This window comes from Sessilibacter sp. MAH3 (assembly GCF_054658275.1).
Window position 1 is genome coordinate 21779 of the sequence record NZ_BAAGIE010000035.1, and the last position, 17232, is coordinate 39010.

At 39.7% G+C, this 17232-nt stretch carries 15 protein-coding genes and 2 tRNA genes; 12 read left to right on the top strand and 5 right to left on the bottom strand.

Annotated elements, in window-relative coordinates; all coding sequences use genetic code 11:
* Positions 1-148: 148 nt before the first annotated feature.
* The 3 genes from ACYQ2C_RS16565 to ACYQ2C_RS16575 all read left to right on the top strand — a co-directional run bounded on the left by ACYQ2C_RS16565 (position 149) and on the right by ACYQ2C_RS16575 (position 3696).
* The gene (locus ACYQ2C_RS16565) at positions 149-715 is read left to right on the top strand and encodes a GNAT family N-acetyltransferase (RefSeq protein ID WP_460104237.1); all 567 of its coding nucleotides are present in this window, start codon (positions 149-151) and stop codon (positions 713-715) included.
* A 368-nt stretch (positions 716-1083) separates the two neighbouring features.
* Positions 1084-2442: an alanine/glycine:cation symporter family protein gene (locus tag ACYQ2C_RS16570; RefSeq protein WP_460104236.1), complete on the top strand. Its 1359-nt coding sequence runs from the start codon at positions 1084-1086 to the stop codon at positions 2440-2442.
* 747 nt (positions 2443-3189) lie between these two features.
* Complete coding sequence (locus ACYQ2C_RS16575; protein WP_460047772.1) at positions 3190-3696, top strand: YHS domain-containing (seleno)protein; 507 nt, start codon at positions 3190-3192, stop codon at positions 3694-3696.
* 185 nt (positions 3697-3881) lie between these two features.
* Here the strand turns inward: ACYQ2C_RS16575 and ACYQ2C_RS16580 are convergent, their stop codons facing one another.
* Complete coding sequence (locus tag ACYQ2C_RS16580) at positions 3882-4760, bottom strand: hypothetical protein (protein ID WP_460104235.1); 879 nt, start codon at positions 4758-4760, stop codon at positions 3882-3884.
* 435 nt (positions 4761-5195) lie between these two features.
* Between ACYQ2C_RS16580 and ACYQ2C_RS16585 the strand changes: the two genes are divergently transcribed.
* A tRNA-Val gene (locus tag ACYQ2C_RS16585) sits at positions 5196-5271 on the top strand.
* A gap of 40 nt (positions 5272-5311) precedes the next feature.
* A tRNA-Asp gene (locus ACYQ2C_RS16590) sits at positions 5312-5388 on the top strand.
* A gap of 186 nt (positions 5389-5574) precedes the next feature.
* Here ACYQ2C_RS16590 and ACYQ2C_RS16595 read toward each other — a convergent pair.
* A complete protein-coding gene (locus tag ACYQ2C_RS16595) occupies positions 5575-5901 on the bottom strand; it encodes a hypothetical protein (protein WP_460104234.1) in 327 nt (108 codons plus the stop codon).
* Between the two features lie 128 nt (positions 5902-6029).
* Between ACYQ2C_RS16595 and ACYQ2C_RS16600 the strand changes: the two genes are divergently transcribed.
* From ACYQ2C_RS16600 to ACYQ2C_RS16610, 3 genes are all read left to right on the top strand, one after another.
* A complete protein-coding gene (locus ACYQ2C_RS16600) occupies positions 6030-7934 on the top strand; it encodes a DUF885 domain-containing protein (protein WP_460104232.1) in 1905 nt (634 codons plus the stop codon).
* A 130-nt stretch (positions 7935-8064) separates the two neighbouring features.
* Positions 8065-8292 carry a DUF1272 domain-containing protein gene (locus ACYQ2C_RS16605; protein WP_460047776.1) on the top strand — a complete coding sequence of 76 codons (228 nt, stop codon included), beginning with the start codon at positions 8065-8067 and terminating at the stop codon, positions 8290-8292.
* Between the two features lie 483 nt (positions 8293-8775).
* The gene (locus tag ACYQ2C_RS16610; RefSeq protein WP_460047778.1) at positions 8776-9225 is read left to right on the top strand and encodes a hypothetical protein; all 450 of its coding nucleotides are present in this window, start codon (positions 8776-8778) and stop codon (positions 9223-9225) included.
* Between the two features lie 1153 nt (positions 9226-10378).
* Here ACYQ2C_RS16610 and ACYQ2C_RS16615 read toward each other — a convergent pair.
* From ACYQ2C_RS16615 to ACYQ2C_RS16625, 3 genes are all read right to left on the bottom strand, one after another.
* A complete protein-coding gene (locus ACYQ2C_RS16615; protein WP_460104231.1) occupies positions 10379-10609 on the bottom strand; it encodes a hypothetical protein in 231 nt (76 codons plus the stop codon).
* A gap of 80 nt (positions 10610-10689) precedes the next feature.
* Entirely contained in the window at positions 10690-11442 is a 753-nt protein-coding gene (locus ACYQ2C_RS16620) for a UDP-2,3-diacylglucosamine diphosphatase (protein ID WP_460047781.1), read from the bottom strand.
* 9 nt (positions 11443-11451) lie between these two features.
* Positions 11452-11946 (bottom strand): peptidylprolyl isomerase, encoded by a 495-nt coding sequence (locus ACYQ2C_RS16625; RefSeq protein WP_460047783.1) that lies wholly within the window; start codon positions 11944-11946, stop codon positions 11452-11454.
* 400 nt (positions 11947-12346) lie between these two features.
* On the opposite strand from ACYQ2C_RS16625, the gene ACYQ2C_RS16630 reads away from it, so the two are divergent.
* The 4 genes from ACYQ2C_RS16630 to ACYQ2C_RS16645 all read left to right on the top strand — a co-directional run bounded on the left by ACYQ2C_RS16630 (position 12347) and on the right by ACYQ2C_RS16645 (position 17086).
* On the top strand, positions 12347-14068 hold the full coding sequence (locus tag ACYQ2C_RS16630) for a glutamine--tRNA ligase/YqeY domain fusion protein (protein WP_460104230.1): 1722 nt from the start codon (positions 12347-12349) through the stop codon (positions 14066-14068).
* Positions 14069-14421: 353 nt separating this feature from the next.
* Entirely contained in the window at positions 14422-15807 is a 1386-nt protein-coding gene (cysS, locus tag ACYQ2C_RS16635) for a cysteine--tRNA ligase (RefSeq protein ID WP_460104229.1), read from the top strand.
* Between the two features lie 19 nt (positions 15808-15826).
* Complete coding sequence (locus tag ACYQ2C_RS16640; protein ID WP_460047787.1) at positions 15827-16102, top strand: hypothetical protein; 276 nt, start codon at positions 15827-15829, stop codon at positions 16100-16102.
* A gap of 246 nt (positions 16103-16348) precedes the next feature.
* Positions 16349-17086, top strand: a complete 738-nt coding sequence (locus ACYQ2C_RS16645; RefSeq protein WP_460104228.1) for a lipoprotein intramolecular transacylase Lit — start codon at positions 16349-16351, stop codon at positions 17084-17086.
* The last annotated feature ends 146 nt before the right edge of the window (positions 17087-17232 follow it).

Below are 17232 nucleotides of genomic sequence, written 5' to 3' on the forward strand. Positions count from 1 at the left end.
GACATAATCTTCTTTAAAACCCTTCTAAATTTAATCTCCAATATCTTTTCACTTTATTATTTTTTTCTTTTTATTGTTTTAATTTAATTCATAACCGCATCAATGATTTTATATTGTCTTATATTAGATGTTTAATATTGTTCCAACTATGAAAATCATGCAAACGGCTTCCAGTGTAGTTATCGAAACGCAGCGGCTCATACTGCGAAATTGGTTAGATTCCGATAAAAAAGATTTTTTTGAAATAAATTCCAATAAAGATGTGATGGAGTTTTTTCCGTCAATTTACACTCAGAAACAGAGTGATGACTTGTTGGAAAAGATGCGAGATTTAATTTCCCGAAATGGTTGGGGTTTTTGGGCTTGCCAAATTAAATCAACCAATCAATTAATTGGTTTTGTCGGTTTAAACAATCCTGATTATCCGCTGCCATTTTCTCCATGTACCGAAATAGGTTGGCGTTTGAACAAAAAATTTTGGTATAACGGATACGCATCTGAAGCTGCCCGAGCGGTTGTGCAGTATGCTTTTGATGAATTAAAACTCGAACAAATTGTTTCTTTTACTGTAAAAAGTAATATTCGATCGATTGCCGTGATGGAGCGTATTGGTATGCAATTCAGTGGTACAACATTTCTGCATCCTCGAGTTTTAAATACGCATTTATCTGAGCATGTTTTGTACGTAATGCATAACAGTCAATTTTCTCGGTAATAATTTCTTCAGCAATCAATCTACTTTCTATGTGATTTTTTCGCTCAGGTGTCGTAGAAATTAGTGCAGTTTATTCTGTGATTATTATGTGCTTATTGGTTCTAATGAAAGAATCCATTTTTGTTTAACTGTTCTCGTTTTATCAAAACAATGGTTTTCTGATCGTTTTATTGCTCAACCACTTTCGTGTTTCCAGCTTTTTAAATTTGCTCTTTGCATGTGCCTAAATATTTGGCGCTTGTTGGTTATGGGCATCAGATGTCTTTCTTATGGATTGTTGTGATGTTTTTTTCATCTGTGATTTGTTGGTTTTCATTCGTTTTGTAATCAGAATACTCAATCTTTTATAAACGCAGAGACAGAGCTTTATGGAACAGTTTTTTGGCGCCTTTTCGTCATTTATGTGGGGAACCCCGCTAGTAGTTTTGTTGGTCGGTGGTGGACTGTTTTTTTCAATTTATTCCCGCGGTATTCCTTACAGGCATTTTCCTGAAGCTTTGGCTGCGCTTATGGGAAAACATAATCGTGAAGGTGGTGAAGGGCAAATATCTCATTTCCAGGCACTAACCACAGCGCTTTCTGGAACACTCGGTTTAGGTAACATTGCGGGTGTCGCTATCGCCATCACGGCGGCTGGTCCGGGAGCGGTTTTTTGGATGTGGGTCACGGCTATTGTTGGTGTAGCGACTAAATTTTATACCTGTTCTCTGGCGGTTATGTATCGTGGCTATGACAGTCAGGGTCAGCTTCAAGGCGGACCTATGTACGTCATTCGCGAAGCGTTGGGCAAAAATTGGTTGCCGTTAGCTTGGCTGTTTGCTCTGGCGGGTATGTGTGGTGCACTGCCAATATTTCAAATTAATCAATTAGTACAGTTGTTTAGGGACTCTGTAGGTATTCCTATGGGAGTAGCGCATGAGTCCGATCACCTAGTATTTGATTTGATTTTGGGGTTATTTTTTAGCGTTATTGTGTATTTGGTACTGATTGGCAATATTAAGCGCATCGGCAAAATTACCGCTTTTTTAGTACCTTTTATGGTGCTTTTTTACCTATTAATTTCGGGCGTTGTGTTGGTTAATCATCTAGATGCCATCCCAGGGGCTTTTCAATTAATCTTTGCCGATGCTTTTAAATTAGAAGCTGCCGCAACGGGGACTATTCTTACTGTTATTTTGACTGGTGTGAAGCGAGGTGCTTTTTCCAACGAGGCGGGTATTGGTTCCGAGGCAATGGCTCATGGTGCAGCAAAAACTAACGAGCCAATTCGTGAAGGTATGGTTGCGATGATTGGGCCAGTAGTCGATACGTTGATAGTGTGTACCTGCACGGCCTTGGTAATTTTAGTTACTGGAGTTTGGTCGGGCAGTACCGACAGCGGAGTTACTATTACCTCTCAAGCTTTTGAAAGTGTAATGCCGGGTTACGGAGCTTATTTGTTAACAATAATGGTACTTTTTTTAAGCTTAAGTACAGTGTTTACGTTTGGTTATTACGGCAGCAAATGTTTAGGCTTTTTAATTGGTGCTGACAGACAACATTATTATGTTTGGTTTTACACTGGGTTAGTTGTTTTAGGGGCCGTGGTATCTTTAAAAGCTGTGGTAAATTTTATTGATGGAATGTATGCCTTAATGGCAATTCCGACCATGGTGTCAACATTGATATTAGCACCACGTGTGAATGCGGCTGCCAAACGATATTTTAATCGTGAGCAGAATCTCTAGCGTAGCCGTAATTGATTTTGGTGATAACGACAAGTAAGAGCGTGCCTTTTATCGATGTTGGTTATTTTACTAGAAAAACAATGTGTTGAAGATTAAGGTTGTGATGGTTAAGCTATAACAACCTGATCGTGGTATTGCATCGCAAACAAGGCTCTAAAACATCCCTAAAAACAGTCGGGTATTTTGTAATATCCGACTGACAGCTCGACTATATCGTTGGAGTATTTACAATACTCTCTTTTCGGTATCAATATTCGAATATTGATACTTTATATCTTCATCTTTCGTTAATAAAAACGAGATTTTATTAACATTTCTCCTGTGCATAATTGCACGTATTTATTCAGTTTCTGTTCTAAATTTTCTATATGAGTGCTTTGGGGTGATCATTAACTAATTTCACTATTATGATCAAATCGTTTTTCGTTATCGTTATTGAATTATTTCTTAGTTTAAAAACTTGTCTTATTTGTTGCGGTTTATAAGGAATTTGATTTAAAAATAGCTTGGCTTTTCAAAAAATTAATATATTTGAATTTTTTATTACGGATGGTTTTAAACAGGCTGTAGAAAATTGACAAATTTTTTAACATTTTATCGGTAATTATTTGTAATTTTTGCTTATTATATTGTCCAACCTTGGATTTTTAAATTTACGGTTATTTTTAGTTTCAATGGCTTTAATTAATGCGTAGAAATGTTTTTAAATGTAGTTTTTATGAGGTAATTGTGATGAGGTTTCTTGATATGGGTCGTTTTTCAAATTTTCTGCGAGGTACTTTTTGGGTTTTATTAATCTCATCCATTGCAGCTTGTGCAAGTTCTAAGCAATACAGTTTGACCGAAGTTATGGTAGCAGAAGATGGTTACGCTATTCATGGTTATGATCCAGTTTCGTATTTCACCGATGGCGAACCTAGTAAAGGATCTGAAGAATTTTCTTATGAATGGAAGGAAGCTACTTGGTTGTTTTCAAGCGCTGAGCACCGCGATCTTTTTAAAGAATCGCCTGAAAAATACGCTCCTCAATACGGTGGTTGGTGTGCATACGGTGCAGCAGGTGGCTACGCTGCCGATGTTGATCCTCTTGAGTCATGGACTATTCACGACGATAAGTTGTACCTAAATTACGACAAATCAGTTTCGAAAAAGTGGAATAAAGATATTCCCGGCTATTTGGAAAAAGCCGACGAAAAATGGCCAAAACTTAACGAAGAATTACAAGAAGGTACTGCCAAGGTTTATTGGAAGTAAGCTGGTAAACGCTTCTTAATTTTTGAACAGTTCAGCTTGGTAACACAAAAAAGATAGCACAAAAAAACGCCTCTTATGCGAGGCGTTTTTTTATTGAATAAATTTATTTTTTGTTTGTGTATGTTTGCCTGTTTTTTTAAGTGCAATTGTTGCTCGATTCTGTTTTTAATGGGCAGTTTTGATAATCACTGATCCAATGGAATTCTAATTGTATATTCTAAATAATCATTAATTAATGAAGGGATAATTTTTCCCGCATAATGATGCTGAATAATCATCTGTATTAAAATTAAATGGATAGACTGGTACAAATTACGTTCTTGAAGTTCAGTAGCTTGAAATTGATTTAGAAATAACTCGGGATGAGTTGTTAGTACATTGGACTGTAGGCGAACGATTAGCTCTGTATTAGTCACAGTCGTGGTGAAGTGAAAAACCGTTTGTGCTTGTTTGTCGTGGGACAGTGCAATCATAAATTCCAATAGACCTAAAAGTATTTCTTGCATCTCATAAGGTGAGCACAAGCACATGGGTGTTTCTGTACACAGATTCAAAGTAATTTCTATGGGTGCCTTTGAGGCATCTTTACCTTTTAATAAGAATTTATTTTTGAGTATTTTTTTTGTTTTTTCAGCATTAGCAAAATGACTGATGAGTGTATTGATGTTTTCTGGACTTTTAGACGATTCTCCTGAGTTTATAAATCCAATAACCAATCCAATTAAATTTGCTGCAATACTCGATGCTTCTTGAATGTCTTCGACGATTTTGAGCAATCCGCGATCGCGAAGATAGTTCTGAAGGTTAAAGAGGTCGATTCCACTTTGTTTTGCAATCTCTAGATTTTGAGCCTGGTTAGGGTCTGTTCTTCTGACCAGTGTTTGCAGATTGCTTAAGGTGGCGCTGGTTGGGTTGGCTAGATTTTTCATCAGTAAGGTTGTGATTTTACCAAGAGCCACGTATTTCTCGATGTCTTCATCTAATTTAAAGTTGGACGAATTTTGATCCTTATTATTCGTTAGATCCAAAGAATTAGAGATTTCAGTGTTTTGTTCTTCCGTCATCGTGACACCAAATTTTTATTTTTATGGCTCAACTTACTCTGAGATCTAGGCCTTTTACCACCTGATAGGCTCCGCAACAGAAATTTATAAGAACAAATTATAAGAACAATTTATAAGTTTGTAGCTGCCTTGTTTACGAGAGTTTTATTGTGTTTCTAGACATTAGTTTAGACATCGTTTGAATTTATGTTTGATCAATTGTCTTCGTTAGGATTTTTACCCATCTTATTTGGTTATAAAGACGGCCTTGTCGAGCGGTTTATAACCATTATTGGATTGCTATTTGATCATTGTGGTTTTGCGGTCAGCATAATGTTTGAAATTTGAAAAAAGTGCTTTAAATTCAGTCAATTACTGGGTTTTGGATGATGAAAAATTTCTTACAAAAGTGTTTGACAAGGTCGAATATATCCGTAGAATGCGTCCCACGTTTCAGGGTGGTTAGCTCAGTCGGGAGAGCGACGGCCTTACAAGCCGTAGGTCACAGGTTCGACCCCTGTACCACCCACCACTTATTAATGAACTGCCTAATGAGTGGATGATCCGATTGCGGACCGGTAGTTCAGTTGGTTAGAATGCCGGCCTGTCACGCCGGAGGTCGCGGGTTCGAGCCCCGTCCGGTCCGCCACTTAATTCCTAAAAAAGCCCCATATGTTGGGGCTTTTTTTATGCCAGAAATAAATTTCTAGATTTCTTCACAAGTTTTTACTTTCATTATTTACTGTCTATTTTACTCAGACGTTAGTATTCTCATTCTAAATCACCATTCTTAATTATTGAATTAACAATCAAAACCCGCGTATACCAGCACACTTCACACTCGTGTTGCTGCAATTATTTCGTCCATAGCCACAACTGCTTTTTCTTGTCTTGAGTAAATCTTCCAACTATTGAACTTAGATTCTTTAGCTGCACAGAAAACACGGCTTTTAAACCTTGTGGCAATCCTATGTGTCACAGAAATCGTTTGCTTTGAATGATGTTCTGCTAGTGCCACTGATGAAAAGCGGGAACTGCTCGTCAGTAGATGAATATTAAGGCGCGAAAATATAGCTTGTAAAAACATTGCTTGTAAAAACATTGCTTGTAAAAACATTGCTTGTAAAAACATTGCTTGTGAAAACATTGCTTGTGAAAACATTGCCTGTAACAGGACGTTGAAATATCTACGTCAATAAAACAGATTTTTCAGAGAATAGTTTGAGCGCACTTTGGGCGACTATTTCTCAATGTCTAAAACCGAAATCATCGATTAGGATTTAATTGTTTATGAAATCAAAAATAATGAAGGTTTTGCCGTTAGTGGCTGCAATTGCACTGGCTGCGTGCTCTTCTAAGGAAGAATCTCAAGCTCAATCTTCAGCGGAGTCTAAGCCAATCGAGCAGGTTGAGTCGGCGTCTGAGGTGGTTTCTTCGGTCGAAAACACCCGATTTTTGGAGTTCTCCGAAGGTCTTGCCAAAGAAGTACTGATGAAGTCACCTATGTCTGCAACCAGTTTGGGTGTAACTCCTGAATACGTTGGTGAATACTTTAACGATCAATTGGGCGTAGCAAGCCAAGCTGAAGTTGACTATGCAAAAGACTTGAACAGTCGATTAAAGGCTGAGTTGGCAAAGTTTGATGAATCTAAACTCAGCGGCACAGCATTAACAACCTACCAATTATTAAAAAATTCAGTGGGTTTGAGTGAGTCCTTCAAGCCGATTTTAAACGGTGCTTATGGGCCATTTTCGTATTTTACGCCGTTTACCATCACGCACATTTCGGGTCCTCAGATCGATATTCCTAGATCTTTGCAAACAGAACATCCGTTAACATCTAAGAAAGACGCTGAAGACTATATTGCGCGTCTTTCTCAAATAAAAAGCTTTTTTGAGGGTGTGGCCGAGATTGTTAACCAAGACATCGAAAAAGGCTTAATTCTTCCTTCTTTTGCTGCCGAAGGTGCTCGCTCGTACGTAGATCAATTCTTAGCGCCAGCGCCTGAAGCGCATCCACTGGCAGTCTCATTCACTGCACGTTTGAGCGAAGGCAGTGATCTTTCTGAAGACGAAGTGGCAGAGTTAACAGCACAAGTTGTCGAGCAGGTTAAAACCAGCGTTTATCCTGGCTATACAACGTTGAAAGGCGCTCTCGACAAAATGGTTGCCAGTGCTTCTGAGAATGCCGGTGTTTGGGATCTTAAAAACGGTGAAGAGCTTTATCAGTTAGCGTTACAAAACTTTGGTGCTGGTGATAAAACGGCAGAAGACATTCACAATCTTGGTTTGTCTGAAGTTGAAAGAATTAAAGGCGAAATGGCCAAAATTCTTAAAGCCGAAGGCTATGATACAAGCGATGTTATTGCTACCTACAATAGCTTGAGCGAGAGCGACGAGTTCTTGTACCCGAATACCGACGAAGGTCGCCAAGCACTTCTTGATGATCTCAACCATCAAATGGTTGTAGTAACCGAGATGCTGCCGAAAATTTTGCTGACTCTGCCAAAAGCAGGTGTTGAGGTGCGTCGTATTTCTGAGTTTGAACAGGACGGTGCCCCCGGTGGTTATTACACCTCGCCGTCACTTGACGGTTCGCGTCCCGGTATTTACTGGATCAACCTAAAAGATACTGCCGATTGGCCTAAATTTACCTTGCCAACACTGACTTATCACGAAGCCAGTCCGGGGCATCATCTTCAGGTGGCTATCGCTCAAGAAATTTCTGACATGCCAATGATTCGAAATATGATTTGGTACAGTGCTTATGGCGAAGGCTGGGCGTTATACGCTGAAGTATTAGCGAAGGAGATGGGTTTGTACGATACCGATCCATTAGGTGATCTCGGTCGCTTACAATCAGAGTTGTTCCGCGCCGCCCGTTTGGTGGTTGATACCGGTATTCACCACAAACATTGGAGCCGTGAGCAGGCCATTGAGTATATGCACTCGGCCATTGGCGGCTCTTTGGCTTCTGTAACTCGTGAAGTGGAGCGTTACTCCGTGTGGCCGGGGCAGGCGTGTTCTTACAAGCTTGGCCAGCTAACCATTCTTGAGTTGCGCGAAAAAGCCAAGCAGCAGTTGGGTGATAAATTCGATTTGCGCGCCTTTAACGATCAAGTTCTTATCTATGGTGCGATTTCGTTACCGGTATTAAGAACCAAGATCAACTATTGGCTTGCTGAGCAGGTATAACAGACTTTTGATTCAATGGGAGGCGCTGGAATTTCAGCGCCTCTTTCTGATCACCTCGCAAGAAACATTGTTTACATCCATAGATGCCTCTCAGTATTCTTAGCTGACATTCCTTGCCGAGATCTAATCTATGTTGGAGTTAAGACCTAACTGTGAATGGTGCGATAAAGATCTTCCACCGCAATCCGAAGAGGCTTTAATTTGCTCTTTTGAATGCACCTTTTGCCAGTCCTGCGCTGAATCTGAGTTAGATCATCGATGCCCTAATTGTGGCGGCAACTTAGTTCAGAGACCTATACGTCCGGCGGCGAAGCTTGAAAAGTTCCCGGCGTCTACTGTTCGGGTATTCAAGAAATAAGCTCGAACGCATACCCGGATTTCTAGCTTTCCTTGGTTACGCTGTCTAAACAGTGATTAATATTGTCTTTTTTCTTCCATTTTGTTGAATCCTTATTAATATCGAATTTGATCAATATTCTGCCTGTGAGCCGTCTATGGTGGCGTTTAGTGCTGTTGTTCGGCTAAGACAGTGTGGTTTTTATCCAGTTGTGAAGTTCATTTCTATAGATTTTGTACTTTTCAAATTTTGAACTTGCTTTTTAATTTTGATAGGGCAGAGTTGATATTTTCGGGCAAGTTCCTGTGTTCCTGTATAGGAACCTTTGATTAACTCATCCATGAATGAGTCAAAGGGTAGAAATTGAAAATGTGATTTCCAATTTCCTCACAGTTTCAATCACTTACCGTTCTTGAAATTGGCGACACGTCCTTGTGTCGCTGGAAATTCTGGGTTAAGCAGAGTTTCCTATAGATTATATCGTCAACAATTGAGGGTTTTAGGGTGAAAAAATATTTAAAATACTTGCTGTTGAGCGTGTTTTTGTCGGCAAATGCAAGCTTTGCGCTAACTCCCGCCGAATTGGAGTTCGCGGTTCGAGAGCTTTCGGAGCAAGTAAAAGGCAAGAATGGCTTTATGGAGTTTTATGTTGGCGAAGTCCAGATGTTTATGGTGATGGACCCTAACAGTAATCGTATGCGTATTATCAGCCCAATCACTGATTACAAAAATCTCTCCCAAGAGCAAATTTCGGCGATCATGCAGTCTAATTTCCACCGCGCACTAGACGCTCGTTACGCAGTTAGTAATGGTGTTTTATATTCAGCGTTTATTCATCCTATGGCTGAATTGACCGTGCAGCAGTTATTATCTGCAATATATCAAGTAGCGAATTTATCGCTGACTTTCGGTGAAGATTATTCCAGTGGAGTTTTTGATTTTAATGGCTTTTAAGTAATTCGCCGGTTGTTATATTGTTTAAAGCTGCCTTCTATATTTAATGAAGTTTTTTTGAATTTCGTTAGAGTCTAAAATATTAAAGGAGTTAGTTGCACGCTCCTTTAATCGTATCTTTTCACTCGATAATTTGTCGCGTCATTGAAGTTAATGTTTTTATTTTCAACTACTTAGGCATGCATTGTTGGGATCACAGTTTCTTTTAATTAATGTAACAATTAATTTTATAGAATTTTCGAACGGGTCATCTTCTCCGATTTTTTATCTAAACGGTAAATCTGTTCTTTCTGAACTTTTTTGTTATTGAATCTAACGAATCACCGATTAATTAAGATTTTAATTCTTTATGGAAGAGTATTAGGTGGTTTTTATTACGAAATTGATGAAAGGTGGGAGTTTTTGGTGAGTTGTTTCGATAAAATGCCGGGTAATTCCCGGCAAAAAACATCCCATTATGAGAGTAAGAAGTAATCTTTAAGCACATTTTTCTCGTCGTGACAGAGAATTCGCGCATTATTCTTAAAACATGACTAATACGGCTGTTGACTAGACAGAAGTAAATAATCATTAGCTATTCATAAAATAAAACACTCAAATTGAACCGATTATTTTATTTGTATGAACAACTGCATTTTAAAGTTTATGTATTTGGGTGACTAAGCCAAATAATATGATTCGAAGATGTTAGCTATCTGAAGATAATTAACTACGTTCGGTTTGTATTCCCTACGCGCCGAACGCACCGAACCATATCGAGTGTAATTATACGCATTCATTCGTGTATCACAATAAGGTAACGAATTCATAACAAGCGGCGGGATATTTATTATTCTTTAAAGACTAAAAAGAAACAGCGTTTTTTTACGTGTTTTACGCAAAAAATGACAGTTATAAATTGAATTTCAAAACAAACTTATTAACTTAAATTATCGGAAATAAGCTTAGGTTAAGAATATTTAATGGATTTGTCGCACCTGGAAAATTAGTAGATGAGTTTTGTTTTGATTCTGATAATGAATATTTTTAATTAATATTGATAGAAAAGAGGGTGTTCATGCCTAATTACAAAAGTATTAAAATATTTGAATTTTCGTATTTATTAGGTTTGTTGAACTAAGAATTATTTATTTTGTTGTTTATTAGTCAGTTTTTAAACCGATATTTCATAGCCTTCGTACTGCGCGGCAAGATCGTCAAGTTGTTGCGCGCTATCATCAAACTCTAGTTCTGAATCGAATACATAGCTTACGTATATTTGATGATCATTTTTGTAACGGCGAGATTTGGATTTAACCTTCGTTAAAAAACCACTTTGTAATTCTGCTAAAAACCGAGAGGCATTAGTACTCGATGAAAATTGATAGGCAAATTCTTTAACCATAAAATTACAGTGTTTAAAGAGATTATTTCAGAAAGATGACAGCCGATTACGCTTTAGCAGCAATAATCGGCAGTTAATGACTATTTAGCCGAGGCTGATGCCGAACTTGTAGATAATGAAAATTGGTGTAATTGCCAATTATCGGGTTTAACCTCTAGATACCAGCCATTTTGATCCCAGTCTCCTAAAACAATGCGTTCAGCGGGTTTTTTCCCAAGATTGAACTCATGTCTTGCAGGGCGGTGAGTGTGGCCGTGAACCAGTTTTGTAACCTTCTCGCGGTTCATAACAGAAGTTACTTCTTCCGGAGTTACATCCATAATATCTTCGGCCTTATTACTGCTCATGGACGCGCTTTGGTTACGCAACTGAGCGGCTATTTGGCGTCTAGCCTCTATGGATTGCGACAATATTTGCGCCTGCCATTGTGCCGAGCGCACTTGTTCGCGAAACGCCATGTATTGTTGATCTAGAGTGCACAGAGTGTCGCCGTGCATCAGCAGTACAGGTTCGTCGTAAAAATTAACAACAGTGCTTTCTTGAAGCAGAGTTACACCAGTTTCTTCAGCGAATTTCTCACCAATCAAAAAGTCTCGGTTACCGTGAATAAAGTAGGTTGGTACGCCACTTTGCGTGAAACGCAGCAGCGCTTCTTTCACCTGGCGTACAAACTCACTGTCGTCATCGTCGCCAATCCAAGCCTCAAACAGATCACCCAAGATATACAGGGCATCGACGTCGCTTGCTTGTGTGCTCAGAAATCGGAAGAATGCCTTGGTAATCTGTGGGCGTGACTCTTCAAGATGCAAGTCTGAAATAAGTAGAGTGCTCATTGTTTTGAATTAGGCATCGATGGTTGCTTTGGTGATCACAACGGTATCTTTAGGGACATCTTGATGAAAGCCGTGATTGCCAGTTGCAACAGCTTTGATCTTATTCACAACATCCATGCCATCGGTGATACGACCAAAGACGCAGTATCCCCAGCCTTGAGTATTTTTGCCGGAGAAATTTAAAAAGTCGTTATTTTTTACGTTAATGAAAAATTGAGCGGTTGCGCTGTGCGGGTCCATGGTACGCGCCATAGCCACAGTGCCTAGCTCATTTTTTAGGCCGTTATCGGCTTCATTTTGGATAGGGTCGCGGGTGGATTTTTCTTTCATGTTTTCGTCCATGCCGCCGCCTTGTATCATGAAACCATCGATTACGCGGTGAAAAATAGTGCCGTCATAGAAGCCTTCTTCGACATATTGCTTGAAGTTTGCAGCGGTTACCGGAGCTTTTTCGAAGTCCAGCTCGATTTTGATTTTGCCGAAATTGGTTTCTAAAGTGACCATATTGCTCTCCAGATAAGCGTTTGTTTATAAATTATTCACCTAAAACCGGAATTTTTTTTCATGATTGGCTGTTAGGTCTTTGGCAGGCGGCTATAATACGCGCTTTGCCCGTAATCGCAAAACGTGTTGGCCGAGTTCGAATGGCTTATTGATGTGTTGGAAGCGCCTTTGTCCCTATCAATATAGCTCAAATTTCGACGCTGCTTTGCAGCATTAAATTGTTATATTTGATGCGTTTAAGGCTTTATTTAGGATTTTTAGGCCCTGTGCAAGAAAATTGCAGAGAGTCTCTGGTAAATGATCCTCAATAGAACGTCTGTATTGCAAAGCGCTTATTAAAAATAGAAACGTTTGCCCTTGGGTAAGTAATTAATATCTTTTGGATTAAGTTGATCGATTAATGAATAAAGAAATTGAGTCGAAAAATGATCGGCCGCTAAATTTTATTGAACAAGTGATTACCGAAGATTTAGCCAGCGGTAAACACACCAATATAGTCACGCGATTTCCGCCAGAGCCTAATGGTTATCTGCATATTGGCCACGCTAAATCAATCTGCCTTAACTTTGGTTTGGCGCAGCGATTTGGTGGTAAATGCAATCTTCGTTTCGACGATACTAATCCTGCTAAAGAAGACCAAGAGTACATCGACTCTATTCGTAAAGATGTTGAGTGGATGGGTTTTAAAATCGGTGAACCGACCAGTCCAGCGGTGTATTTTGCGTCATCTTACTTTGATCAATTACACGAGTGGGCGGTGTACCTTATTCAACAAGGTAAGGCTTATGTGTGTGAGCTGTCTCCCGATCAGGCCCGTGAATATCGTGGTACCTTGACGGAGCCTGGACGAAACAGTCCTTTTCGTGATCGCACAATTGAAGAAAATCTCGCCGAATTTGAGAAAATGCGTTTGGGCGAATACGAAGAAGGTGCTTGCGTATTGCGTGCGAAGATAGATATGGCCGCAGGCAATATCAATTTGCGCGATCCAATTTTGTACCGAATTCGTAAGCTTTCGCATCATCAAACCGGCGACAAGTGGTGCATTTATCCAACCTACGATTTTGCTCATGGTCAAGGCGATGCTATTGAAGGCATTACACATTCTATTTGCACACTGGAATTTGCCGACCATAGGCCGCTATATGAGTGGTTTATCGACAATCTACCGGTTCCGGCTAAACCAAAGCAATACGAATTTGCACGCTTAGAGCTTAACTACACGGTGACATCCAAACGTAAGCTCAAACAATTAGTCGATGAGCAATACGTTGATGCTTGGGATGACCCACGTATGCCAACCATATCTGGTTTGCGTCGTCGTGGTTACTCAGCCGCAGCACTGCGTAAGTTCTGCGACATGATTGGTGTGACCAAGTCAGCCAGTGTGGTTGATGTGGGCATGCTTGAGTACGCTGTGCGTGATGATCTCAACGAAAATGCGCCACGTGCGATGTGTGTGCTTGATCCGCTCAAGCTTGTAATCTCTAACTTCGCAGACGAAGCCGGTGGTAAAGCTGCGGTTGAGGTCACACAACCTTGTCATCCAAATCGACCAGAATTGGGTGAGCGACGTCTGCCGTTTACGCAAGAGATTTTTATCGATCGCTCAGATTTTACCGAAGACACCAGCTTGTCACGTAAGAAATTTAAGCGTTTGGTATCGGGTGATTATGTTCGTTTACGCGGTGCGTCGGTTATCAAGGCCGATTCCGTCGAAAAAGACAGCGATGGAAATATCACAACGGTTTACTGCTCTTTGGTACCTAATACCATTGGTACAAATCCTGAAGAGGGCATTAAGCCTCGTGGCGTTATTCACTGGGTTTCTGCCACAGAATGTGTTGACTGTGAGGTTCGTCTTTACGATCGGTTGTTTATGGATGAGGCACCCGATGCTGGCGGTAAGAATTTCTTAGAGTGTTTAAACCCAAAATCTCTAGAAATTATTCAAGGTTGTAAAGCCGAAATAAGTCTTGCTGGAGCCGAAGCGGGGCAGGCGTATCAGTTTGAGCGTGAAGGTTATTTCACCATAGACAGCAGATATTCTACCCCTGAAAAGCCCGTGTTTAATCGCACCATTGGTTTAAAAGATAATTGGGAAAATAAAGTTAGCGATTAATATTGACGTAATTAGACGCGATTAAAACCCATCAATTATTGGTAATTGATGGGTTTTGTTCAAATGGAAAAGTCTATTTTTTGCAAATCATAAATTTCGAAATACGTGTTAAACCATGAAAATTAGCGGCGAAACACGATTTTTTCGGTTAGCCATTAAAGACCGATGATTTTTTAGTGCTTAAATTTAAGCTTTTTTTTGAAATTTATGATGTTTGCCTGTATCGAGTGAAACTTTGAATTAATCCAAGTTTCTGTAAATAGATAAAATTCGTTATTTAATAATTGTTTGAGAGCCAGTGCCCAAAAGGCCTGTACCGGCAAGTCATTCGAACAAATTGGTTGTAAATTGTTATGGAACAAAATTCTAAGCTTAGAGTTTTCAACACAAAAACTCGTCAAAAAGAAGTCTTCGAGCCTTTAAATCCGCAATCTGTCACCATGTATGTTTGTGGTCCTACCGTTTATAACTATGTTCATATTGGTAATGCTCGCCCAGTTGTAGTTTTCGATACATTATTTCGTATGCTGCAAAGCCTTTATCCAAAGGTAACCTATGCAAGAAATATTACCGATATTGACGACAAAATTATGCAAGGTGCTCACGAGGCTAATCAAAGCATCGAGGAGTTTACCCAGCAATACATTGATGCCTACAAAGATGATATGGCGGCGCTGAATAACTTAACGCCGACCATTGTTCCTAAAGCAACTGAACATGTGCAGCAGATGATTGAACTGGTTCAGGCATTAATTGAAAAAGGCCACGCCTATGAAGCAGAAGGCCACGTGTTATTTGCTGTTGAATCCATGAGCAATTATGGCCAGCTTTCTAACCGCAGTTTAGAAGATATGCTGGACGGCGCTCGTGTTGAAGTTGCACCTTACAAAAAATACGCCGGTGATTTTGTACTTTGGAAACCGTCCGATCCGAACGAACCCGGTTGGGATAGTCCCTGGGGTTATGGCCGACCAGGTTGGCATCTTGAGTGTTCAGCAATGGTTAAAGCACATCTTGGTGAAACTATCGATATTCACGGTGGTGGTAGAGACCTCGTTTTTCCGCATCACGAGAATGAAGTTGCACAGAGCTGCTGCGCCCACGACGGCAAAGAATATGTGCGCTATTGGATGCACAATGGTTTCGTAAATATCGACGGCGAAAAAATGTCGAAATCATTGGGCAATTTTCGCACCGTTAGAGGCCTGTTGAAGCTCTACAAGGGTGAAGTCATTCGATTTGCCTTGTTGTCTGCACAATATCGATCGGAAGTGGATTTTTCTGCGGATTTATTACAGCAGTCAAAAGCAACTTTGGACAGTTTTTACGGTACTTTGCGTGACAATAGCGATATCGCTGTTGACGAATTTGATTTATCAAATTCAAAAGGTTATCACGCCTTGTTAGACGACCTTAATACTCCTTTAGCGATCAGTGAAGTGCACGCGTTAGTTAAAGACTTGAACAAAGGCTCAGAAAATGCGGTTGAGACAAAGTCTCATTTGATGGCGTTATCGAGTCTGCTTGGTATTTTGCAGCACGACCCTGAAGAGTGGTTTAAAGAAGCCAGTGCCGAATCGGATTTAACCGCAGAAAATATCGAGGCGTTAATTAACGAGCGTCAGCAAGCCAAGAAAGATAAAAACTTTGCTCGCAGCGATGAAATTCGTGAATACTTAAAAGCAAATAACGTTATTTTGGAAGATTCCAAAGAAGGCACCAAGTGGCGTCGGGCATAATTACTTACGCGAATTTTGTATGTCATTAAATAAAATTTTTTGGGTAGGTATTACTCTCAGCGGCATTATTTTAATCGCCGCTGGGTTGTTTGTTGTGCCGGAATTTAACCAAACCGCCACCGAGAATTCGGTCGGTCGCGATCCAACCTTCGAGTCTGAAAGCGAGCAGGATATTCCAGTTATTTTTAATGAGCCTATCTATGATGAGCTGTGGTGCGAAACCATGATGACTAAAGCGGGTAACGAGTGGCAAGAGCATGAATTTGTTGCTTTTGGAAAACACTGCACAAACTAAATGAAGCTCTGATTAATTCATCCATGATGTAATCAGAGGCAAGAAATTGACAATGCGATTTCCAATTTTTTCACAATTTCAATCGCTTACAGTTCTTGAAATTGGCGATACATTTTTGTGTTGTTGGAAACTCTCAGTAAATAAGAGTTTCCTAAACGTTGGTTTGCTCTGTAATCTAGTCGTTATTTAGTGCCGATAGAATTCCACACTTAATTAAACTCCTTATTGTTTAGAGCTAGGTTCTACGTGACTCGACTTAAAACCATCTTACTCAGTTTGTACTGGTTGCCATTTGTTCTATGCAGTTTTATTGCTGTACTTTGGCTATCTTGGCAGGCTTTGTCACTTGTTAATTTTAATTATCCGTTTTGGTATCAAACACTTGATATCAACGCACACATCGAAAAATTCGCTCCTCAAAATCGGCACAGACATCAATTTGAATTGACAACAGACGAAGAGCGTTACCGACTTTTTGCTGAAGTAGTCGATGAAATTAATACCGGCGGCAATGGGTTAGCGAAAATTGAGTATCACGATAAAGCTGGAAAACCAATCGCGACAATGTATTGGCAAGATGAAGTTACTCATCTGCAAGATGTCGCCAACTTAATAACGTTTTTCGATTACGTTGCGTATTTTTCGTTGACTGTGGTTCTTGCTTATGTAGTGGTGATTCTTAAAACAAAGATTGTTCCGCGATTAAAATTGGCTCATGCTGGTGTTATTAGTTTATTTTTGGCTATCGGTGTGATCATAGTTGCTGTTGGTCCGAAAGCGGTTTTTTATTGGTTGCACAAGCAAGTATTTCCGCCTGAAAATCCTTGGTTTTTTTATTATCAAGACTCTTTGATGTCTACCAGTATGAAAGCCCCTGATTTATTTGGTGCAATTGCCGCAGAATGGTTTGCTCTAACGTTAATTTTATATATATGTTGGTTATTTACGGTAAAAAAACTGGTAGTTAAAAATTCTACGCTGTAAATTGTACGAACTAATATCTAAATAATTATTGCTTAGATTAAATAATGTTCTCAATTAGGCTTATAAAATTATAGGAACCTCTGATTAACCTCCGAGATCTGCCATAATATCTCGTCTGCAAATAAAACGGTTTGATCATGAAACAA

What these genes read in the sequence shown, in the direction of transcription:
- ACYQ2C_RS16565 (WP_460104237.1), top strand. Translation starts at nt 149, where the DNA reads ATGAAAATCATGCAAACGGCTTCCAGTGTAGTTATCGAAACGCAGCGG.
- ACYQ2C_RS16570 (WP_460104236.1), top strand. Translation starts at nt 1,084, where the DNA reads ATGGAACAGTTTTTTGGCGCCTTTTCGTCATTTATGTGGGGAACCCCG.
- ACYQ2C_RS16575 (WP_460047772.1), top strand. Translation starts at nt 3,190, where the DNA reads ATGGGTCGTTTTTCAAATTTTCTGCGAGGTACTTTTTGGGTTTTATTA.
- ACYQ2C_RS16580 (WP_460104235.1), bottom strand. Translation starts at nt 4,760, where the DNA reads ATGACGGAAGAACAAAACACTGAAATCTCTAATTCTTTGGATCTAACG.
- ACYQ2C_RS16595 (WP_460104234.1), bottom strand. Translation starts at nt 5,901, where the DNA reads ATGTTTTCACAAGCAATGTTTTCACAAGCAATGTTTTTACAAGCAATG.
- ACYQ2C_RS16600 (WP_460104232.1), top strand. Translation starts at nt 6,030, where the DNA reads ATGAAATCAAAAATAATGAAGGTTTTGCCGTTAGTGGCTGCAATTGCA.
- ACYQ2C_RS16605 (WP_460047776.1), top strand. Translation starts at nt 8,065, where the DNA reads ATGTTGGAGTTAAGACCTAACTGTGAATGGTGCGATAAAGATCTTCCA.
- ACYQ2C_RS16615 (WP_460104231.1), bottom strand. Translation starts at nt 10,609, where the DNA reads ATGGTTAAAGAATTTGCCTATCAATTTTCATCGAGTACTAATGCCTCT.
- ACYQ2C_RS16620 (WP_460047781.1), bottom strand. Translation starts at nt 11,442, where the DNA reads ATGAGCACTCTACTTATTTCAGACTTGCATCTTGAAGAGTCACGCCCA.
- ACYQ2C_RS16625 (WP_460047783.1), bottom strand. Translation starts at nt 11,946, where the DNA reads ATGGTCACTTTAGAAACCAATTTCGGCAAAATCAAAATCGAGCTGGAC.
- ACYQ2C_RS16630 (WP_460104230.1), top strand. Translation starts at nt 12,347, where the DNA reads ATGAATAAAGAAATTGAGTCGAAAAATGATCGGCCGCTAAATTTTATT.
- cysS (WP_460104229.1), top strand. Translation starts at nt 14,422, where the DNA reads ATGGAACAAAATTCTAAGCTTAGAGTTTTCAACACAAAAACTCGTCAA.
- ACYQ2C_RS16640 (WP_460047787.1), top strand. Translation starts at nt 15,827, where the DNA reads ATGTCATTAAATAAAATTTTTTGGGTAGGTATTACTCTCAGCGGCATT.